Source organism: Pseudomonas rubra, assembly GCF_028656935.1.
Taxonomy (GTDB): domain Bacteria; phylum Pseudomonadota; class Gammaproteobacteria; order Pseudomonadales; family Pseudomonadaceae; genus Aquipseudomonas; species Aquipseudomonas rubra.
Genome location: NZ_JAMDGZ010000001.1, coordinates 1 through 18,377 on the forward strand (window position 1 = coordinate 1; position 18,377 = coordinate 18,377).

General features: G+C 62.0%; 20 protein-coding genes, 1 rRNA gene and 2 pseudogenes. 8 read left to right on the top strand and 15 right to left on the bottom strand.

All coding sequences use genetic code 11. The annotated features are described in order from the left end of the window. Nucleotides 1-86: 86 nt before the first annotated feature. Nucleotides 87-202 (top strand): 5S ribosomal RNA (rrf, locus tag M5G17_RS00005). Nucleotides 203-384: 182 nt separating this feature from the next. Here rrf and queD read toward each other — a convergent pair. Both queD and M5G17_RS00015 read right to left on the bottom strand, forming a co-directional pair. Further along, nucleotides 385-741 carry a 6-carboxytetrahydropterin synthase QueD gene (gene queD, locus M5G17_RS00010; protein ID WP_010226613.1) on the bottom strand — a complete coding sequence of 119 codons (357 nt, stop codon included), beginning with the start codon at nucleotides 739-741 and terminating at the stop codon, nucleotides 385-387. A 49-nt stretch (nucleotides 742-790) separates the two neighbouring features. Further along, entirely contained in the window at nucleotides 791-1,873 is a 1,083-nt protein-coding gene (locus tag M5G17_RS00015) for a patatin-like phospholipase domain-containing protein (protein WP_273891001.1), read from the bottom strand. 159 nt (nucleotides 1,874-2,032) lie between these two features. On the opposite strand from M5G17_RS00015, the gene M5G17_RS00020 reads away from it, so the two are divergent. From M5G17_RS00020 to M5G17_RS00035, 4 genes are read left to right on the top strand one after another with little or no spacing between them, the layout of a single operon-like run. Continuing rightward, complete coding sequence (locus M5G17_RS00020; protein WP_273891002.1) at nucleotides 2,033-2,341, top strand: PepSY domain-containing protein; 309 nt, start codon at nucleotides 2,033-2,035, stop codon at nucleotides 2,339-2,341. Nucleotides 2,342-2,352: 11 nt separating this feature from the next. After that, nucleotides 2,353-2,655 (top strand): PepSY domain-containing protein, encoded by a 303-nt coding sequence (locus tag M5G17_RS00025; RefSeq protein ID WP_420793363.1) that lies wholly within the window; start codon nucleotides 2,353-2,355, stop codon nucleotides 2,653-2,655. Beyond that, nucleotides 2,655-3,323 carry a response regulator transcription factor gene (locus tag M5G17_RS00030; RefSeq protein WP_273891004.1) on the top strand — a complete coding sequence of 223 codons (669 nt, stop codon included), beginning with the start codon at nucleotides 2,655-2,657 and terminating at the stop codon, nucleotides 3,321-3,323. Before M5G17_RS00025 ends, M5G17_RS00030 begins: the two co-directional genes overlap by 1 nt. After that, nucleotides 3,320-4,645 carry a sensor histidine kinase gene (locus tag M5G17_RS00035; RefSeq protein ID WP_273891005.1) on the top strand — a complete coding sequence of 442 codons (1,326 nt, stop codon included), beginning with the start codon at nucleotides 3,320-3,322 and terminating at the stop codon, nucleotides 4,643-4,645. Before M5G17_RS00030 ends, M5G17_RS00035 begins: the two co-directional genes overlap by 4 nt. A gap of 14 nt (nucleotides 4,646-4,659) precedes the next feature. Here M5G17_RS00035 and M5G17_RS00040 read toward each other — a convergent pair whose 3' ends face one another. The 6 genes and pseudogenes from M5G17_RS00040 to M5G17_RS27475 form a co-directional block, all read right to left on the bottom strand. Next, nucleotides 4,660-5,007 carry a hypothetical protein gene (locus M5G17_RS00040; protein WP_273891006.1) on the bottom strand — a complete coding sequence of 116 codons (348 nt, stop codon included), beginning with the start codon at nucleotides 5,005-5,007 and terminating at the stop codon, nucleotides 4,660-4,662. 6 nt (nucleotides 5,008-5,013) lie between these two features. Continuing rightward, a complete protein-coding gene (locus M5G17_RS00045; protein WP_273891007.1) occupies nucleotides 5,014-5,709 on the bottom strand; it encodes a DUF1963 domain-containing protein in 696 nt (231 codons plus the stop codon). Between the two features lie 88 nt (nucleotides 5,710-5,797). Continuing rightward, the gene (locus tag M5G17_RS00050; RefSeq protein ID WP_273891008.1) at nucleotides 5,798-6,664 is read right to left on the bottom strand and encodes an ABC transporter permease; all 867 of its coding nucleotides are present in this window, start codon (nucleotides 6,662-6,664) and stop codon (nucleotides 5,798-5,800) included. Then, on the bottom strand, nucleotides 6,661-7,647 hold the full coding sequence (locus M5G17_RS00055) for an ABC transporter substrate-binding protein (protein WP_273891009.1): 987 nt from the start codon (nucleotides 7,645-7,647) through the stop codon (nucleotides 6,661-6,663). The genes M5G17_RS00050 and M5G17_RS00055 overlap by 4 nt, the downstream gene beginning before the upstream one ends. A 104-nt stretch (nucleotides 7,648-7,751) precedes the next feature. Beyond that, entirely contained in the window at nucleotides 7,752-8,507 is a 756-nt protein-coding gene (locus tag M5G17_RS27470) for a methyl-accepting chemotaxis protein (protein WP_407691968.1), read from the bottom strand. 102 nt (nucleotides 8,508-8,609) lie between these two features. Further along, nucleotides 8,610-9,899, bottom strand: a pseudogene (locus M5G17_RS27475) (cache domain-containing protein); the annotation flags it as partial. Between the two features lie 269 nt (nucleotides 9,900-10,168). Between M5G17_RS27475 and M5G17_RS00065 the strand changes: the two are divergent. Next, nucleotides 10,169-11,488 carry a Na+/H+ antiporter family protein gene (locus tag M5G17_RS00065; protein ID WP_273891011.1) on the top strand — a complete coding sequence of 440 codons (1,320 nt, stop codon included), beginning with the start codon at nucleotides 10,169-10,171 and terminating at the stop codon, nucleotides 11,486-11,488. A 27-nt stretch (nucleotides 11,489-11,515) separates the two neighbouring features. On the opposite strand, the gene M5G17_RS00070 is transcribed toward M5G17_RS00065, so the two are convergent. After that, complete coding sequence (locus M5G17_RS00070; RefSeq protein ID WP_273891012.1) at nucleotides 11,516-12,520, bottom strand: FecR family protein; 1,005 nt, start codon at nucleotides 12,518-12,520, stop codon at nucleotides 11,516-11,518. A gap of 240 nt (nucleotides 12,521-12,760) precedes the next feature. Continuing rightward, on the bottom strand, nucleotides 12,761-13,081 hold the full coding sequence (locus M5G17_RS00075) for an ElaB/YgaM/YqjD family protein (protein WP_273891013.1): 321 nt from the start codon (nucleotides 13,079-13,081) through the stop codon (nucleotides 12,761-12,763). A 130-nt stretch (nucleotides 13,082-13,211) separates the two neighbouring features. On the opposite strand from M5G17_RS00075, the gene M5G17_RS00080 reads away from it, so the two are divergent. Then, nucleotides 13,212-13,466, top strand: coding sequence for a hypothetical protein (locus M5G17_RS00080; RefSeq protein ID WP_010226580.1), 255 nt, complete (start codon nucleotides 13,212-13,214; stop codon nucleotides 13,464-13,466). A 3-nt stretch (nucleotides 13,467-13,469) separates the two neighbouring features. Here the strand turns inward: M5G17_RS00080 and M5G17_RS00085 are convergent. Then, a pseudogene (locus tag M5G17_RS00085) lies at nucleotides 13,470-14,377 on the bottom strand (LysR family transcriptional regulator). Nucleotides 14,378-14,464: 87 nt separating this feature from the next. Here M5G17_RS00085 and M5G17_RS00090 point away from each other — a divergent pair. Then, a complete protein-coding gene (locus M5G17_RS00090) occupies nucleotides 14,465-15,394 on the top strand; it encodes a carbon-nitrogen hydrolase family protein (protein ID WP_273891014.1) in 930 nt (309 codons plus the stop codon). A 3-nt stretch (nucleotides 15,395-15,397) separates the two neighbouring features. Here M5G17_RS00090 and M5G17_RS00095 read toward each other — a convergent pair whose 3' ends face one another. The 4 genes from M5G17_RS00095 to M5G17_RS00110 all read right to left on the bottom strand — a co-directional run bounded on the left by M5G17_RS00095 (nucleotide 15,398) and on the right by M5G17_RS00110 (nucleotide 18,352). Continuing rightward, nucleotides 15,398-15,874: an LEA/WHy family protein gene (locus M5G17_RS00095; protein WP_273891015.1), complete on the bottom strand. Its 477-nt coding sequence runs from the start codon at nucleotides 15,872-15,874 to the stop codon at nucleotides 15,398-15,400. A 75-nt stretch (nucleotides 15,875-15,949) separates the two neighbouring features. Next, complete coding sequence (locus M5G17_RS00100; protein WP_273891016.1) at nucleotides 15,950-17,164, bottom strand: sensor histidine kinase; 1,215 nt, start codon at nucleotides 17,162-17,164, stop codon at nucleotides 15,950-15,952. Continuing rightward, on the bottom strand, nucleotides 17,148-17,825 hold the full coding sequence (locus M5G17_RS00105; RefSeq protein WP_273891017.1) for a response regulator transcription factor: 678 nt from the start codon (nucleotides 17,823-17,825) through the stop codon (nucleotides 17,148-17,150). Before M5G17_RS00105 ends, M5G17_RS00100 begins: the two co-directional genes overlap by 17 nt. Beyond that, nucleotides 17,822-18,352: a GlcG/HbpS family heme-binding protein gene (locus M5G17_RS00110; protein WP_273891018.1), complete on the bottom strand. Its 531-nt coding sequence runs from the start codon at nucleotides 18,350-18,352 to the stop codon at nucleotides 17,822-17,824. The genes M5G17_RS00105 and M5G17_RS00110 overlap by 4 nt, the downstream gene beginning before the upstream one ends. Between the last annotated feature and the right edge of the window lie 25 nt (nucleotides 18,353-18,377).

The window sequence follows — 18,377 nt, forward strand, 5'->3', positions numbered from 1 at the left end:
CACACAGCCGAAGATTTGTACCTCACAAACATCACATACCCGATTCGCTGGAGTGTCTTAAACAAGACCTTCTGGCAACAGAATTTCTTGACGACCATAGAGCATTGGAACCACCTGATCCCATCCCGAACTCAGTAGTGAAACGATGCATCGCCGATGGTAGTGTGGGGTTTCCCCATGTGAGAGTAGGTCATCGTCAAGATTAAATTCCGAAACCCCTATCTGCATATGCAGGTAGGGGTTTTGTCTTGTAGGAGCGGGCTTGCCCCGCGATAGCATTCTGTCAGCCACATTGCATCGCGGGGCAAGGCCCGCTCCTACAGCAGTGAACGCCAGCCAAAAAAAACCACCCCGCAGGGTGGTCTCTTCACATCCAACACCTTCTCAGTCGCCGTAATACTCGCAACCGCTGGTGCAGGTCTCATGAATCCGCACCTTGGAGAGCTCCGGCAGCAGCGGCTTGACCTGGTCCCAGATCCATTTGGCGATCACTTCGCTGGTCGGGTTCTCCAGGCCAGGAATGTCGTTGAGGTAGTTGTGGTCCAGTTGCTCGTACAGCGGTTTGAAAATCGCCTTGATCTCGGAGAAGTCGCGGATCCAGCCAGTATGCGGATCGAGCGGGCCGGTCAGGTGTAAGGCAACCTTGAACGAATGACCATGCAGGCGGCCGCACTTGTGGCCTTCAGGCACGTGGGGCAGGCGGTGGGCCGATTCGAACGTAAACTCTTTGAAAATTTCCACGATGTCTTGACTCTGTAAACCAATGCTGGCGGCCAGTTTACCAGCATGGTCACTTCAGTGGTTGCAGATGCGCGTGCAGCTCGCCGGTTTCTATCAGCTCAAGCAGTTCGTCGCCCAGGCGCTGGCTCTCGGCCATCGCCTTGTGCCAGTAGCGTTGCCGGCTGCCGGCATCCCCCATGAAGCGCTTGAAGTCGCTGCGGTCCGGCAGCTTGCCGTAAGGCAGGCTGGCCAGGTACTCAGGTGAGGGTGCCAGCAGCAGGACATTGCGCAGCCGCTCAGCATCGCCGCGGCGCCACGGCAGGGCCTTGTCGAACCAGCCGGGGATGACCTTGTCGGTAAAGTGCGGGTAGAGCACGAGGTCATCGCCGGCGTAGGGCAGGTCCAGGTGGTAGTCCAGCAACCCGCCATCGCGATAGGTTCCCGGGCCCACACCGGGGATATCACGTACGCCTTCCATGACCATGGGGATCGACCCGGAAGCCAGCAGGGCATGCCGCAAGTTGGCGACATCCAGGGGCAGGCAGCGCGAAGGGAAGTCTGTCAGTGGCCGCAGTGGCGGGGCACTGCGGGCATCATGAAGGATGATCCGTTCGAAGTGCCGCGACAGGCGCGGCCGGCCGATCAGGTTATCGGCGATGACCGATGACAGGCCCATGCCCAGGCGCCCACGGTGATCGTCGGTAAGCAGGCCATGGCTTTTCACCACCATGATATTCAGTCGGTAGTGCGGGCTAGCCAGGATCTGGGCGTCACGCCCCTGGAGCAAATCATCGAGCATGCATTGACTGCTGCGGCTGACCTCGGTGGGGGTCACGCCCTTGGCAAAGTCCTGCTCGGTATACAGCTGTCCCAGGCGTTGCAGGGCCTGGACCGGGTTGGGCAGGCAGGCACTGGCAAAGCGCCAGGAGCCGACCGAAGCACCAATCAACGCTCGTTCACGGGGTGCGCCAGGCAGCCAGTGGCCGAACAGAGCCAGGTCCAGGCCCTGAATGCCCAGGGCCTTGGGGCCGCCGGCCGCACCTGGCAGCACGCCTACATCGGCGGCCTGCAAACCGCCTTCGCGTATGCGCTGCAAGGCATGTCTGCCGGCCTTGAGGGTCAGGGCCGGGTACTTGATATGGATTGCGCTCATACGGGCCTCACTACCTTGAGCCGAGAATTATAAAGAACAGCGGTCCAGAAGTGGGGCAGGGCTGCGCTATCATGTCGCCAGTTGTTTTCAGCTTCAATTAAGTTCGGTTGGATATTCTAGGTCCCGTAGAAACAATTTTGATCTCAACGGAGAGACACGATGAAAACTTTGACTGCCCTGTTCGCCACCGCTGCCCTGGTCCTGAGCGCCAACGTTGCGCTGGCTAAAGACATTCTGACCAGTGACGTGGTCAAGCTGGTTCAAGCCAAGACCATCATGTCCCTGGATGACTTGAACGCCAAGGCATTGGCCAAGCACCCAGGCGCTACCATCAAGGATTCCGAGCTGGAAGACGTTTATGGCCGCTACGTCTACAAGGTCGAGCTGCGTGACGCCCAGAACGTTGAATGGGACGTGGATCTGGATGCCAAGACCGGTGAAGTTCTCAAGGACGCCCAGGACACCTGATGAGCCCTTGCATGCGAACAGCACAGACCGTTCTCATTGCGCTGTTGGCCCTCAGCTCGCTGGTATCGGCCCGCGACCTCGATCAGGATGAAGCCCTGCAGTTGCGTGAGCAGGGCATCATCCTACCGCTGGAACAACTGCTCAAAGATGCCCTGGGACGCTATCCCGGGGCAACCTTGCTGGAGGCGGAGCTCGAAGAGAAGCACGGCCGGTACGAGTACGAGGTCGAATTGCTGACCCCAGAAGGTGTGGTGCGCGAGATCAAGCTCGATGCAACCAATGGAGCGCTGCTCAAAGACGAGGAAGATGACTGATGCGCCTGTTACTGGTCGAGGATAACGTGCCGCTGGCCGATGAACTGACCCAGAGCCTGCAACGCCAGGGCTATGCCGTCGACTGGCTGGCCGATGGCCGGGACGCGGTCTACCAGGGTAGCAGCGAACCCTACGACCTGATCATCCTCGACCTCGGCCTGCCCGGCTTGCCGGGCCTTGAGGTGCTGGCTCAGTGGCGAGCCTCGGGGCTGGTGACCCCCGTGCTGATCCTCACTGCGCGTGGCTCCTGGGCCGAGCGTATCGAGGGCCTGAAGGCCGGTGCCGATGATTACCTGAGCAAGCCGTTTCACCCGGAAGAACTGCAATTGCGCATTCAGTCGCTGCTGCGTCGCGCTCGAGGCCTGGCCAACCAGCCGACCCTGGAGGCTGCTGGCCTGCAGCTGGACGAAGGCCGTCAATGCGTGACCCGCGCCGGTGTCGACATCCAACTGACGGCTGCCGAGTTTCGCCTGCTGCGCTACTTCATGCTGCACCCGCAACAGATCCTGTCAAAAAGTCACCTGGCCGAACACCTCTATGACGGTGAGACCGAGCGCGATTCCAACGTCCTGGAAGTGCACGTCAACCACCTGCGTCGCAAGCTCGGCCGCAGTGTGATCGAAACCCGCCGCGGCCAGGGCTATCGCTATGCCGGGAGCACCGAGTGAAGTCGATCCAGGCACGCTTGAGCCTTGGCCTGATCGCGGTACTGGTGCTGGTGGGTCTGGCCTTGGCCCAGCTAAGTCTGTGGTTGTTCGAGGCGGGCTTGCAACGCTACCTGGAGACCGGCCTGCGTAAGGAAAGCGAGAACCTGCTGGTGGCGCTGGTGCGTGGCCAGAGCGGTCTTGAACTGGATGAGCGACGGATTTCCTCGGCCTACAAGCGGCCTTTTTCCGGCTACTACTTCCGCATCGATTTTGAAGGCGGCAACTGGCGGTCGCGTTCGTTATGGGACCTGGACATGCCAGCGCCGCAGACGCCAGGGCTGCATGCTGGCCTGGAACTGGGGCCTGAAGGTCAGCAACTGCTGGTGTTGCGTGCTGACTACCGGCGCCTGGGCCAGGCCATTTCCATCAGCGTCGCCCAGGACTATACCCCGGTACGCGATGGTTTCAGGCGCATGCAGCAGATCGGCCTGGGCCTGGGCCTGGTCGCGCTGTTGCTGATTCTGGTGCTGCAGCGCATCACCGTGACCCGCTCACTGCGCCCGCTCGAACGTACCCGCGAACAGATCGCCCAGTTGCAGCAAGGCCAGCGTTCGCAGCTCGACACCCAGGTGCCCAGCGAGCTCGAACCCCTGGTGGCGCAAATCAACCATCTGTTGGCCCACACTGAAGACAGCCTGCGCCGTTCGCGCAATGCCCTGGGTAACCTGGGGCATGCGCTGAAGACGCCGCTGGCGGTGCTGCTTAGCTTGGCTTCGAGCGAGCGCCTTAAAGACCTGCCGGAGGTCCGCGAGCAGTTGCGTGACCAGCTCGGGCAGATCCAGCAGCGCCTGAGCCGCGAGCTCAACCGTGCACGGCTGGCCGGTGATGCCTTGCCGGGCGCGCAGTTTGACTGTGATGCCGAGTTGCCCGGGCTGCTGTCGACCCTGGGCATGATCCATGGCGAAGGCCTGGAGCTGAGCAAGCACGTGCCGCCAGGTTTGCTCCTGCCCTGGGACCGCGAGGATCTGCTGGAGCTGCTCGGCAACCTGCTGGACAACGCCTGCAAGTGGGCCGACCGCGAAGTGCAACTGAGCATCCAAGTACAGCCGCAATGCTATTGCCTGTGGATCGACGACGATGGCCCGGGAATCCCGGAAGCGGCCCGTGAGCAGGTGCTTGAGCGGGGCACCCGGCTCGACGAGCAAGTCGACGGCCATGGTCTGGGCCTGGGCATCGTGCGCGACATCGTCGAAGCTTGGGGGGGGCAAATGGCACTGCAGGAAAGCCCCCTGGGCGGCTTGCGGGTCAGCATTGAACTGCCGCGCAGGAAGGTGCTCAATTGATGATGTAGCGGTGCTCAGTCGTGCGCTTGCGCCAGGTAAGTCAGCTCGCTTTCGAGCAGGTTGTGCAACGCCTCTATTGATACCACCTCCATGCTGTCATCCAACTGAAGTTGGATCTGTACGGTGGCGCCGGCGTGCTCAAGTGCGCCGATGAGCGTCAGCAAAAGGTTGTACTGCATCGTGATGCCGTCCTTTTCACTGATTTCCAGCGAAAAGTCCTGGGTGTCGAGGCTGATCACCGGCTGCGCTGTACCGATCTTGCGCGCAATCGCGGCAACACTTTCGGTGCTGAACGCGCGTACGAGCTTGATGATGCCGGGCAAGTTCCCGGCAGCAAGTATGGCGATGGTGTACTGGGCCATGGGCGCTCAATAGAAATCGTAGTAAATGGCCCATTCGCCAGTGACCCTGTGCTTCCAGAACATCAGGCTGCCGCTGTCGACGACATTCAGGTTGATCTTGCTGTCGGACGAGATCTGGAACACGAATTCGAAGCCATCACCTGGGTCGATCCCTGATTGGCAGAACGAAGGGTAACCGCCAATCTTGTGTTCATAGGCGTGGGTGACGTGGTCGTAGTAGCTTTCGATGACGCCATCGCGCTCCAGTTTAACGATCTCACTGACCAGCTCATCCGGAGCACCGCCGCCATCCCATAGCGGATAGTCCTCGGCAACCGCTTCGGCACGCAGGGGGAAGGCCTTGAGAAACGAGTTGGGTGTGTTCAGGTCCTTGCGCACCCGTTCATCGTCCGCCCGGTATTCGCGGATCAGCCAGTTGTTGCCCATGGGTTCGAAGTGCTCGGGAAACTCATAGGCGATGAACAGCGTCAGTACCTCAACACCTTCGAGCAGTGGACTGCAGTAGGGCAGGTCGGCCAGGTGGAACTGAGCATAGGGTAGCAGTTGCTCGCCAGCATCGTTGCACGGGATGCCTTCATCGGTGCCATACAGAAATACCCGGCCCAGCCAGCTTTCGCTGTCGCTGTCATCGGGGCGAAAACCGCCGGCGAAAAAACGTGTGGCGGGTTTGGCCAGTTGTTGCTTGATGCTTTCGATGTCCATGCGGTACTACAGTCCTTGTGCTTTATACATGTGCGCTGCTGCACTGCATGGTACGGGGCTTGGGTTGTGTTGCAAAGTTGGCAGTCTGCTAATCCTTCGTCGGGCGCGGCTGAGGAGGGCGTCCATAGGCTTGGGTAATCCGGTCGATCACCATCGCCAACGCCACAATCGCCAATCCCGCCTCGACCCCTTTACCGACATTGAGTGTCTGAATCCCCGCCAATACATCCTCGCCCAGCCCGCGCGCGCCAATCATCGAGGCGACCACGACCATAGACAGCGCCATCATCACCGACTGGTTGAGCCCGGCCATGATGCTCGGCATCGCCAGCGGCAGTTGCACCCGCCGTAGTCGCTGCCAACGACCGGCGCCCAGGCCGTGAGCGGCCTGGGTCAGGCTCGGGTCGATCTGGCTCAGGCCCAGTTCGGTCAGGCGGATCAATGGCGGCAGGGCGTAGATCAAGGTGGCGAAGATCGCTGGCACTTTGCCCAGGCCGAACAGCATCAATACCGGAATCAGGTAAACGAAACTGGGCAGGGTCTGCATGACATCGAGCACCGGCATCAGCAGCTTGCGCGCCAGGGGCCGGCTGGCCAGCAGGATGCCCAGCGGAACGCCGATCAGCACGCACAGGCCGGTGCTGACCAGCACCAGTGCGCAGGTTTGCAACAGCTTGTCCCACAAGCCGACCACGCCGATCAGAAACAACAGGCCGCTGAGTACCAGGGCGCGGCTGATGCTGCGGCTGGCGTGCCAGGTCATCAGCGCGACGATCACCAACAACAGCCACCAGGGTGTCAGGCGCAGCAGGTTCTCCAGGCCAACCAGCACTTGCAGCAAAGCATCGGAGACGTTACGCAACTGATCGCCGTAAGCCAGTACCAGCCCGTCAACGAAACGGTTGACGAGGTCGGCGAAGGAAAAGTGCAGAGCTTCGGGAAAGCCTCCACTCACAGGCCCGCCTCGACTTTTTCCGCGACCTCGGCGGGTAGCCAGGCTTTCCAGATGGTCGGGTTATCGCGCATGAACTTCAAGGCAGCGTCCTTGGGCGACTCGCGTTTTTCGCTCATCTGCGCCAGGGTCTTGTTAAGCGTGTTGATGGGCAGATCGACCTTGGCGAAGAACTCGACCAGTTGTGGGTAGTCCTTTTTGAACGGCGCGGAAACACCGATGGACAATTTCGCCGGCAACGAGCGCGTGCCTTGCGGGTTCGGGTGGCTGGCGTCGGTCAGGGTCTTCCACGCCTGGGCATTGAAAGAGGGCTCCTCCAGGCGTACCAGCTCGTAGCGCCCCATCAGCGGGGTAGGACTCCAGTAGTAGAACAAAACGGGCTTTTTACGTTTGATGGCAGAGGTGATTTCAGCATCGAGGGCGGCGCCCGAGCCACTGCGAAAGTTCACGAAGTCGTTGTTCAGGCCATAGGCCTTGAGCTTCTGGCTATTGACGATCTCGGAGGTCCAGCCGCTGGGGCTGTTGAGGAAGCGGCCCTTGTCGGGGGACTCCGGGTCTTTGAACACGGCCTTGTACTGCTTGAGGTCGGCCACCGAATGCAGGTTCGGCGCCAGATCCTTGATCACGTACGCCGGCACATACCAGCCCTCATCGGCATTTTTTACCGTGTCGCCAATGCTGAACACCTGGCCGGCTTGCTCGGCCTTGATCCAGGCCGGGCTGCGGCCGGCCCATTCTTCGCCGATGACTTGGATGTCGTTGCGGGCCAGTGCGACCTCCATGCTCACGGTACTGCCGGGCAGGGTGTCGGTAGAGTAGCCATAGCCTTTCTCGACGATCAGCCGCAGGATTTCGGTGGTGAGGCTGCCGCTTTCCCAGGTGATGTCACCAAAGTGGATGGGTGGGGTGGTGTTGGCGGCGTGGCCGGTGGTGACCAGGCTCAGCGCCAGGAAGGTGCTGGCCAGCAGGGAGGTGATCGGCTTCATTGTGCCTCGCTCGCAGGGTAAGGAGTCTGGCAAGTGTAGTAGACCGATCGCGGGGCAAGCCCGCTCCTACAGATGAGTAGGAGCGGGCTTGCCCCGCGAAGCTGTTACACCCTGAACTGATCCATTAATCCCTGCTGCTGGTTGGCCAGGCTGTTGAGCGACTGGCTGACCCGCGCCGATTCGTTGGCCTGCTCAGACAGCGACTCGGTGACGTCACGGATGGTCGCCACGTTGTTGTTGATCTCTTCGGCCACGGCGCTCTGCTCTTCAGCTGCGCTGGCGATCTGCAGGTTCATGTCGCTGATCACCGTGACCGCATCGCCGATCTGCTGCAGCGCGGTAACCGCCTGGCCGACCTGTTCGACGCTGCCCTGGGCCTGGCGGTGGCTGCTGTCCATGGCGCCGACCACTTCCTGGGTGCCGGCCTGCAGCTCTTCGATGACCAGGCGGGTTTCTTCCACCGATTCCTGGGTACGGCGGGCAAGGTTACGGACTTCGTCGGCGACCACGGCAAAACCACGACCGGCTTCACCGGCACGCGCGGCCTCGATGGCGGCGTTGAGGGCCAGCAGGTTGGTCTGCTCGGCGATCGAGCGAATCACTTCAAGCACCGAACCGATTTTCTCGCTGTTTTCAGCCAGGCCCTGGACCTGGCCCATGGCGGTGCTCATGTCGGCGGCCAGGGTGTCGATGCTGCTGGTGGTGCGGTCGATCACCGCCAGGCCCTGGCGGGTGGCCTGGTCGGCATCGCGGGCAGCCTGGGCAGCTTGTGCGGCGCTGCGGGCGACGTCCTGGGCGGTGGCGCTCATCTCGTGGGAAGCGGTGGCCACCTGGTCGACCTGGCGGTACTGCTGCTCCATGCCGGCGCTGGTCTGGCTTGCGATGGCCGAGGACTGGTCGGCGGTGTCGCGCGCGGCCTGGACCGAGCGTTTGACCTCGGCAATGGTCGGCTGCAGCTTGTCGAGGAAGCGATTGAACCAGCCCGCCAGTTCGCCCAACTCATCGTGCTTGTCGTAGTTCAGGCGGCGGGTCAGGTCGCCTTCGCCGCTGGCGATGTCCTTGAGCATGGCGGCCACGCCGAGGATTGGCCGGGTCACGGTGCGCGCCATCAGCCAGATCAGCAACAGGCCGACAACCGCCGCCAGCAAGCCCAGGCCCAGTTCGATCAGGGTGCCGCTGGTATTGCGCTGATCGAGCTCTTGCTTGAGGGCCTCGGCCGGGCCGGTCAGGGCGCTTTCCGGCACATCGAGGAGCACGCCCCAGGGCTTGCCGCCGGGGATCGGCGCGAACGAGGCGAGTACTTTCAGGCGCTGATTGTGGTGGATGCTGTGCAGGGGCGTGCTGTCGCCGAGCAAGCGGATCAGCTCGGCGCCTTTTTCCGGGTCGACCTTATCGAAGCGCTGGGCCAGTTTGCTGGCGTCCGGGCTGTAACCGGCCAGCAGGCCCACGGGGCTTAAGATGCCGACCTGGGTCTGGCCCTGGTACAGGTTGCGGCTGGCCTGTTGGCTCATGGCCTGCAGGCTGTTGAGGTTGATGTCGATGGACAGGGTGGCGATGACCTTGTCGGCCACTATCAGCGGGAACACGATGCTGGTCATCAGCACCTGCTGGCCGTTGATCTCATAGAAGTAGGGCTCGACCACGCAGACCTTGCGGGTCGTGCGCGGGCACACCGACCAGGTATTGGCCGGCTCGCCGCTAGGGCCGATGCTGGTGTCGTTCATGTCGCGCTCAGGCAACGCCATGGAGGTCAGTTGGCCTGGGGTCGGCTGCGACCAGTAAAGGGCGAAGCGACCGGTCTCGTTGCTGCCCAGTTCTTTCTGGTCGACGAACAACGAATCCTTGTTGTCCAGGGCGTTGGCTTCGAACACCAGCGACAGGCCGAGCAGATCGGGGTTGGCCTGCAGCGCGGCACGCACCTGGCGGGTCATGTCTTCGCGCAGGTCGAAGGCATCGAGAAAGCGCTTCTCGGCCTGTTCACGCAAGAACAGCACCTGGCGGGAGAAGCCGGCACCGTACTGGTAGGCGTCCATGAACTGGCGGCGGATGTTCAGCGCCTGGACTTCGCCCTGGGACTCGATGCGTCCCTGGGCCGCTTCGGTGAGCATCTGCATGCTACTGGCCTTGACCAGTTGCGTACTGTGCTCCATGCGGTACAGCGAGAGGCCAACCAGCAGGGTGACGATGCCGGCCAGGCACAAGCCGGCGAGCAGGGTGATTTTCCACTGAATGGAAAGTTGTCTGAACGGCATGGCGAAGTCCTTGGATCCTGAAAGATTGAGGCTGCCGACTGTATCGGCTGCGATGCCGTTTTCTTTATTCAAACGTTCAATTCAAATGCGTCGTTTTGATTTATTCAAGCGACACGTTGTCACAGGCCGCCAAGGCGTTTTTTTGACAAGCGCGCAGGGCTGCTTCAGAGTGTGCGCCCTCCCATAAAAATACCTGTCGTTCGGCCACTGCTCCCGAGCAGTCTGTCGCCGGATCGGTCGCTTTTTGTCTGGTTTCTAGAGGTCACAGAATGAATGCAGTAATTGCCGCGGTCGGCATCATGCTGATATTGAGCCTGTCCCGCGTGCATGTGGTGATTGCCCTGATCATTGGCGCCTTGGCCGGTGGCCTGGTTGGCGGGCTGGGTATCGAGGGCACGCTCAAGGCCTTCAATGGTGGCCTGGGTGGCGGTGCCACGGTGGCGCTTTCGTACGCCTTGCTTGGTGCCTTTGCCGTGGCCATCGCCAAGTCGGGCATGGCCCATGCCCTGGCTGATCGCGCCCTGGCCATGATCGACCGTCAAGGGCACAGCAACGGTGGCAAGGTCAAATGGCTGCTGATCGGCCTGCTGCTGGTCGTGGCGATTTCCTCGCAGAACATCCTGCCGATTCATATCGCCTTCATTCCGTTGCTGGTGCCGCCGCTGCTGTACGTGCTGACCAAGCTGCAGATCGACCGGCGCCTGGTGGCCTGCGTGATGACTTTCGGCCTGATCACCCCGTACATCTTTTTGCCGGTAGGCTTTGGCAACATCTTCCTCAATCAGATTTTGCTGGGCAGTGTCAGCCGCAGCGGCGTGGATGTTAGCGGCGTAAGTGTGACCCACGCCATGGCCATTCCGGCGGCGGGCATGCTCTTCGGCTTGCTGGTTGCCGTGTTCATCAGCTACCGAAAAAAACGCGTCTATGACCTAGAGAAAATCGAACAGGTCGAGCAGGTGACGGTGAGTTACAACCCGCTGACCCTGCTGGTGGCCGGCGTCGCCATTGCCGCGGCGTTCATCATCCAGCTGTGGCTGGATTCGATGATCATCGGCGCCATGGCTGGTTTTCTGATCTTCTCGGTGTCGGGCATCGTGCGCTGGAAAGACACCGACGACCTGTTCACCGAAGGCATGAAAATGATGGCCATGATCGGCTTCATCATGATTGCCGCCTCCGGCTTTGCCGAGGTGATGAAAGCCACCGGCGAGGTCAAGACCCTGGTCGAGGCTTCGGCGGCCTGGATCAACCACAGCAAGGGTGTCGGCGCGCTGCTCATGCTGCTGGTGGGGTTGCTGGTGACCATGGGTATCGGCTCGTCGTTCTCCACCGTGCCGATTCTGGCGGCGATCTTCGTGCCGCTGTGCGTGCAACTGGGCTTCGATCCCGTGGCGACAGTGTGCATCGTCGGTACCGCCGGCGCCCTGGGCGATGCCGGCTCACCCGCATCGGATTCGACCTTGGGGCCGACCTCGGGGCTGAACGTGGATGGCCAGCATCATCATATCTGGGACACAGTGGTGCCGACGTTCATCCACTACAATCTGCCATTGCTGGCATTCGGTTGGCTGGCGGCGATGATGCTCTAGTTGCGGCAAGAGGGCTGAGCGCCAGGCTCAGCCTTTGGCGGGGGGCGGTGAGATGCGGTTGAGGACCATGTTGCCGCTCTTGTTCTGGGTCAGGTACACCGGCAGCACCTTGGGCAGGGTGCTGACCAGGCGCTTGATCTCGCTGGTGTTGTAGATGCCGCTGATGCGGATACTGCCGGTGCTGGTATCGGCGAGCAGCAGCGGTTTTTCCAGGTAGCGGTTGATCATCGGCAGGGCTTGAGCCAGGCTCTGGTTGTCGAGGATCAACTTGCCGTTGCGCCAGGCCAGGCTGTTGTCCTGGCTGTAGGTCTGGCTCAGGTGCGGCTCGTAATCGCCGGCCTTGTAGCTGGCCTGCATGCCCGGGCCCAGGCGGTAGCTGCTGTCGCTGGCATTGCCATCACTGCTGACCAGCACCGAGCCTTCCACCAGGGTCACCCTGACTTGATCATCGTACTTCCACACATTGAACTGGGTACCGGTCACCCGCGTCCAGCCGTTGGCCGCATGCACTACAAAAGGGTGCTGGCTGTCGTGGCTGACCTTGAAGAACGCTTCACCCTTTATCAGGGTGACCCGCCGCTCGTCCTTGTAGTTGGAGTAGCGCAGTTCGGTATTGAGGTTCAGTTCCACCGTGCTGCCATCACGGAGCACCACACGATTCACCCGATCGCCCGTCTCCAGGGACTGATAGCTGCTGGGCAGCCAGCCTTGTTCCCAACCGATCCAGGCGCCTGCCGGCAGAGCGACCAGAGCGATGGCTGCGGCTGTGGCGAATTGCTGCCAGTGGCTGCGCCGCGGCTGCGGCAGGGGGACGACGTTGTCCGGGAAGGTTCGCGGCAGATGGTCGGCAGTCTGCCAGATGTCCATCATCGCCTGGTATTCCTGCAGGTGCAGCGGATGGGCCATCAGCCACTGCTCGAACGCACGTCGTTCAGCGGCACTGCAGTCTTCAGCTTGCAGGCGCAGGCACCACTGCGCGGCGGCATCGGTGATGGCATCTAGTTCGGCGGCGCTGAGACTGGTGTGGTTCATTGAAACTCCCGATTTTGTCCATTCTACCTTGCAGGGTAGGTGGGCGAGAACCGAGATAATGGCGAATGACTATCAGTTGTAAGATTTTTTACCGCTAAAAACCAGCTAAATCGTGGATCTGACAATGATTGCTTACAAATCTGCGAGGCAAAAGGTCGGCCTGTGGCAAGCCCACTCCCTCAGAGTTTGAGGTTATCGATGTGGGGCGATGCGGCGACCCGACTTGCCTCGCGGTGGCTACTAAGACCTGCGGCCCAGCAACAGGCCGACCACCAAGCCAAACCCGGCTGAAATCGCCACTGTCTGCCACGGATGGCCGCCGATGTAATCCTGGGTCGCATCGACCACCGGTTGCGCTTTGCTGCGCACACCAGTGACCGCGTCACGGGCCTGCTTCAATTTCACCCCGACCTGGGCCCGCAGGGTTTCGGCTTCTTCGCCAACCAGCGCGGCGCTGTCATTGAGCAGCTTTTCCGACTCTTCGATCAACGCCTGCAGTTCGCTGAACGCCTGATCCTTGATTTGCTCGGCATCGCCTTGCACGGTGGTTTTCCTGGCCATGGGTGCTTCCTCGTCAGTTGATGGGCATTGAACAGTGGATGCCAGCGGGTGCGGAAAGTTGCAGTGGTTTGCCGAGCGTCGGCGGCTACAGTGTAAGATAGCGCCTATTTTTCAGCGGCAGGACACCCTCATGAGTTTCAATCTGGCCAACAAGAGCTTCGCCGAACGGGCGCAGATCGAGGACGAGAAAGCCCGACTCTTCGAGCTCTGGCAGACCAACCTGGGCAAGGCCAAGGCCGACGCCGCCCGGCTGATCGCGGAAAAACCGCGGCGCAAGGGCAAGTGGGCCGAATGGGTTCGGGCAGAACTGGACGGCATGTCACCGCCCGAGTACGCCAACATGGTCCGCAGTGAAGTCAACAAGCTGATGGCGGCGGCCAAGTAAGTTTCAGGCAAACACCGCGAGCACCGCTTCGCGGACTTTCTCCAGGGCCGGGTCCGGTTGCCCACCGGTGCGCCAACCCAGCTCCACCGGGTAGTGCGGCAAGGCCAGCGGGCACGCCACCACCACCAGGCCTGCGACTTCGGCAATGGCCCGGGCGGCATGGCCGGGCAGGGTGGCCAGGCGCTGGCTGCCCTTGAGCAGGTAAGCCAGGGCGGCAAAATGACTGGTCGATGCCGCCACCCGGCGGCTCAAGCCCCGTTCGGCCAGGGCCTCGTCAACGATGCCGATAAAACCTTGCGACGACACCAGAATCTGCTCCCGCGCCACGAACTCATCCAGGCTTAACGCATTTTGCCCGGGCGCCAGGCTGTGCGGGTCGAGCAGGCACAGGTAGTCCCCTTCATCGAGTACCCGGCGGCTAAGCAGGTGGGCAGAGAACCCGCCCGAGGTCAGTGCCAGGTCGAGGCTGCGCTCAAGTAAGGCGCGGCGACGATCTGGCTGTGGGTCTGGCGAAAGATCAGGCGCAGGCCCGGGGCCAGCTGTTGTACCTGCTCGATCAGGGCGCGGCCATAAGCGATCTCGAAATCATCCGACAGGCCCAGGGTCACCGCCCGGCCTTCGAACTGCTCGGCCTGCGGATCGAGCAGGGCCAGGCTCTGCCGGCATTTGTTCAGCGCTTCGCTGATCAGCGGCTTGAGCTGGTTGGCCCTTAGGGTGGGTGCCAGGCCGCGCCCGGTGCGCGTGAACAACGGGTCGCCATAAACCTTGCGCAAACGCCGCAAGGCCGCGCTGACTGCCGATTGGGTCAGGCCCAGGCGCACGGCCGCGCGGCTGGCGCTGACTTCGTCATGGAGGGCTTCGAAGACCTTGAGCAGGTTTAGGTCGATGTTGGTGATATTCGCAGGCTTCATATCATTCAGAAACGAAGTGGTCTTTATTCATGATTGGCCCGGCGCCGACAATCTGCAACACCTATCGCCCATCCGGAGCATCCACGCATGACTAGGTCCATTGTCGCCGCCTTGCAGATCGGTTCATCGCCTGAAGGCAAAGCGCATACCCTGGAGCAGATCCTTGCCTACGAGCAGGCCATCAGTAACGCCGGCGTCAGCCTGGTGGTGATGCCAGAAGCGCTGCTGGGCGGTTATCCCAAGGGCGAGACCTTCGGCACACGCCTGGGTTACCGCCTGCCTGAAGGACGTGAAGCGTTCGCCCGCTACTTTGCCAATGCCATCGACGTGCCCGGCAGCGAAACCGATGCCCTGGCGGGTTTGTCGGCACGCACTGGCGCCAGCCTGGTGCTGGGGGTGATCGAGCGCTGCGGCCATACCCTGTATTGCAGCGTGCTGTTCTTCGAGCCCGAGCAGGGTCTGGTGGCCGTGCACCGCAAGCTGATGCCCACCGGTACCGAGCGGCTGATCTGGGGCCGTGGCGACGGCTCGACCCTGCCGGTGATCGAGGGCCGTGCCGGGCGAATCGGCGCCGCCGTGTGCTGGGAAAACTACATGCCGCTGCTACGCACGGCGATGTACGCCAAGGGCGTGGAGCTGTGGTGCGCCCCCACCGTGGACGAACGTGAGCTGTGGCAGATGAGCATGCGCCATATCGCCGCCGAAGGCCGTTGCTTTGTGATCAGCGCCTGCCAGGTGCAGGACTCGCCCAACGCGCTGGGCATCGAGGTCGCCGACTGGCCGGGTGAGCGCCAACTGATTGCCGGTGGCAGCGTGATCGTCGGGCCGCTGGGCGAGGTGCTGGCCGGACCGCTGGTTGCCGAGCGTGGGCTGTTGTGCGCCGAAATCGATACCGCAGAACTGGTGCGCGCCCGTTATGACTTCGACGTGGTCGGCCACTATGCGCGGCCGGATATCTTCGAGTTGAGCGTGGATGAGCGCAGCAAACCCGGCGTGCGCTTCATCAAGCAGGACTGAGCCTTACCAGGGTGCACCGCCCGCTTGCGGCAGGTTGAGGCGGCCACTGTCGCTGAACCGGCGAGTGCCGAACGCGCCGCCGGCCAGTTTGCCGTGCACGGTGTACGGCAAGCCATCGAGGCTGCGCACCTGGCTCAGGCCCACGGCCTGGCGCAGCACCGAGAAGGCGGTGATACTCACCGGCACCACCAGCACGCTTTCACTGAAGCGACCGATGCTGCCACTTTTGTCACTCACACCGGCTGCCAGCGGCTGGCCGTTGACCTCCAGGTTGAGGGCGATGCCGTTGTAGTCGATCGCGGTTTCGTTGGGGTTCTGCACGCGGATCTTCACTGCCATGCGCAGTTCCAGGTCCTGGCCGGGCAGAGGGTCGATACCGATCACGCTGATGTTGACCGGATCGCGGGCCTGGAACAGGGCGCAGGCGCTCAGGTTAAGAAACAGCAGCAAACCAAGGCACAGGCGCAAGCTATGGCTCATTCGGGTGGTCCTTGAAGCGTAGAGATCGACCTCCATCATAGACAGGCTTTGGTCATTGAGGGCACTGGCCGCTGTTTAGGCACGGTGAAAATCCACCCGGGCGATAAAACGCTCGGTTTCCTGGCGGGTAGTCAGGTGCCACCCGCAATACGTACATAGCCGCTGCACGATATCCAGGCCATAGCCGAACCCCGACGAGGCAGCGCAGTTGCCATCCATGCCGTTGACCAGTTGCAGGTGGCTGGCCTGAGCCTCGATATGCAGGTAGTGCGCGCCATGCTGCAGGGCGTTGCCGAGCAGATTATTGACCAGCACTTGCAGGACGCTGGGAGGGGCTTCAATGGACAGTCGCGGGTCGACTTGCATGACGATGCACTGACGCTTGCTGGCGATCAACTGTGCGTGTTTGTGCTCGCATGCTTCCAGCAAAGGTCGCAGGGCCACGGCCTGTGCCGGCAGGCGTTCATCTTCGCGGCCTAGGTAGAGGAACAGTTGCACCATGGTTTCCATTTCGCCACTGGCTTGCTCCAGGCGTGTCAGGTTGCGCGCGCGTTTTTCCTCGCTGCAACCAGGCAGGCGTAACACCGCCAGGCTGTTGCGCATCACCGCCAGAGGGGTGCGCAGTTCGTGGCTGGTGTGGCGGGTGAAGGCGCGCTCACGCTCCAGCGCATCATGCAAGCGTTCAACCAACTGCGACAGTGCGCGGCTGAGGGTGCCGACTTCGTCGCGGCGTTCATGTCCGGGCAGTTGGGTACCCGGTTGCCAGCCGCGATTCACGGCGTCAGCCAGTTGCGTCACCGGGGCGGCCAGGTGGCGAGCGCCGATGACCGCCAATAGCGCGCCGGCAATGATCACCAGCCCGGCTACCCCCCAAAGAATGCTGAACAGCAGGTTGGCATGCCGGTCCAGGGAGCTGAGCTGCGACTCGTCCAGTTCGATATAGAGGTTTTGACCGGCCGCTGGCAGGTAGATCACTTGTACATGGGTGCGTTCATCATCCAGTTCATGGCGCCCCAATGGCAGGTTGCGGTAGTCGGCGGGCAGTTTCTGGTCATTACTCCAATAGCTGCGCAGGTAGCTGGTGGCAGGCAGTTGGGCCTGCTTCGGGGCGCGCGCATGGTTTTGCTGAAAGCGCGTCACCTCACGGTCCAGATAGCTGTTGACGATATGGTCTTCGGTGACGGTGATCGAGGTCCAGATCAGCAGGCTGTAGAGCACGGCGACGATCACCGTGAAGGGCAGCAGGGTATAGAGCGCGCGGGCGAAGAACGACTTAGTCGGGTATAGCAAGGCGATAACCCTTTCCGTGAACGGTTTTGATCAGCTCACGCTCGAAGGGCCGGTCCAGGGCCTGGCGCAGGCGGTAGATATGGCTGCGTAACGGGTCACTCTCAGGCAACTCGTCAGGCCACAGGGCATGCTCCAGTTTTTTGCGGCTGACCGCATCGGGCGCCGCTTCGGCCAACAGGGAAAGCAGGCGGATCGGTACGTCTTGTAGCTCGATGGCAATGCCCTGGCGGTAGACTTTGTGGCGCTTGAGGTCGATCAGCAGCTCGCCACATTGCTGCTGCTCGGCGTTGGAGGGCAGCTTGCCGCGGCGCAGCAGGGCATGCAGGCGGCATACCAGCTCCTGCGGCTCGAAGGGTTTGATCAGGTAGTCATCGGCACCCGCCTCGTAGCCGTCCAGCTTGTCGGCCAGGGTATCGCGGGCGGTAAGGAACAGAATCGGCGTCTGGTCCTGGCGCTTGCGCAAGGCCTTGCAGGCGCGCAGGCCATCGAGCCCGGGCATGGTCACGTCCATGACGATGGCGTCATAGCGCTGCTGCAGGGTGCGCTCCAGGCAAGTCTGGCCATTGAAGGCAAAGTCGATGTCAAAGCCGACTTCGCTCAGGTAGTCGGCCAGCGAGCCGGCCAAGGTGCGGTCGTCTTCGACCAGAAGTATCTCGATCATTGTGCAGTTTCCGCGTTGACCGTCCATTGCGCACCAATGGCCTTGATGCCGGCCTCGGCACAAAGGCTATCGAAGTCCTGGCCCAGGGCATTTTGCCCCGGCGCACCGGCCACGCCAACTGCGCCGATCACCTGATTGTCGAGCACCACCGGCACACCGCCACTCAAGGTGGTCAGGCCGATGGTGTGGAAGGCCAGGCTCAGGCTCTGCTCGTGGTCGTTGGCACTGGCGATGGCGGCCGTTGGCGCGCGTCGCGAGGCGGCGGTGCGCGCCTTGCGTTCGCTGGTCTGGCGGGAGTGGCCAAAGGCGTCGTCGGACACCAGCAACACCAGCGGCTGGGCCTGGCGATCGACCACACTGACTGCCACGGCAAAGCCTTGGCGCGCACAGGCCTGGCGGGCGCTGATAGCCAGTTGCAGGGCGGCCTCGAACCCCAGGGTCGCTGGCGAGTGACTTAACGGACGGGCCTGGCAGGCGCTGATCAGCGCCACCATGGCGAAACACAGGACAGTGCTGGAGCGCTTCATTGCAATCATCTCGGGAAGGGGGAGT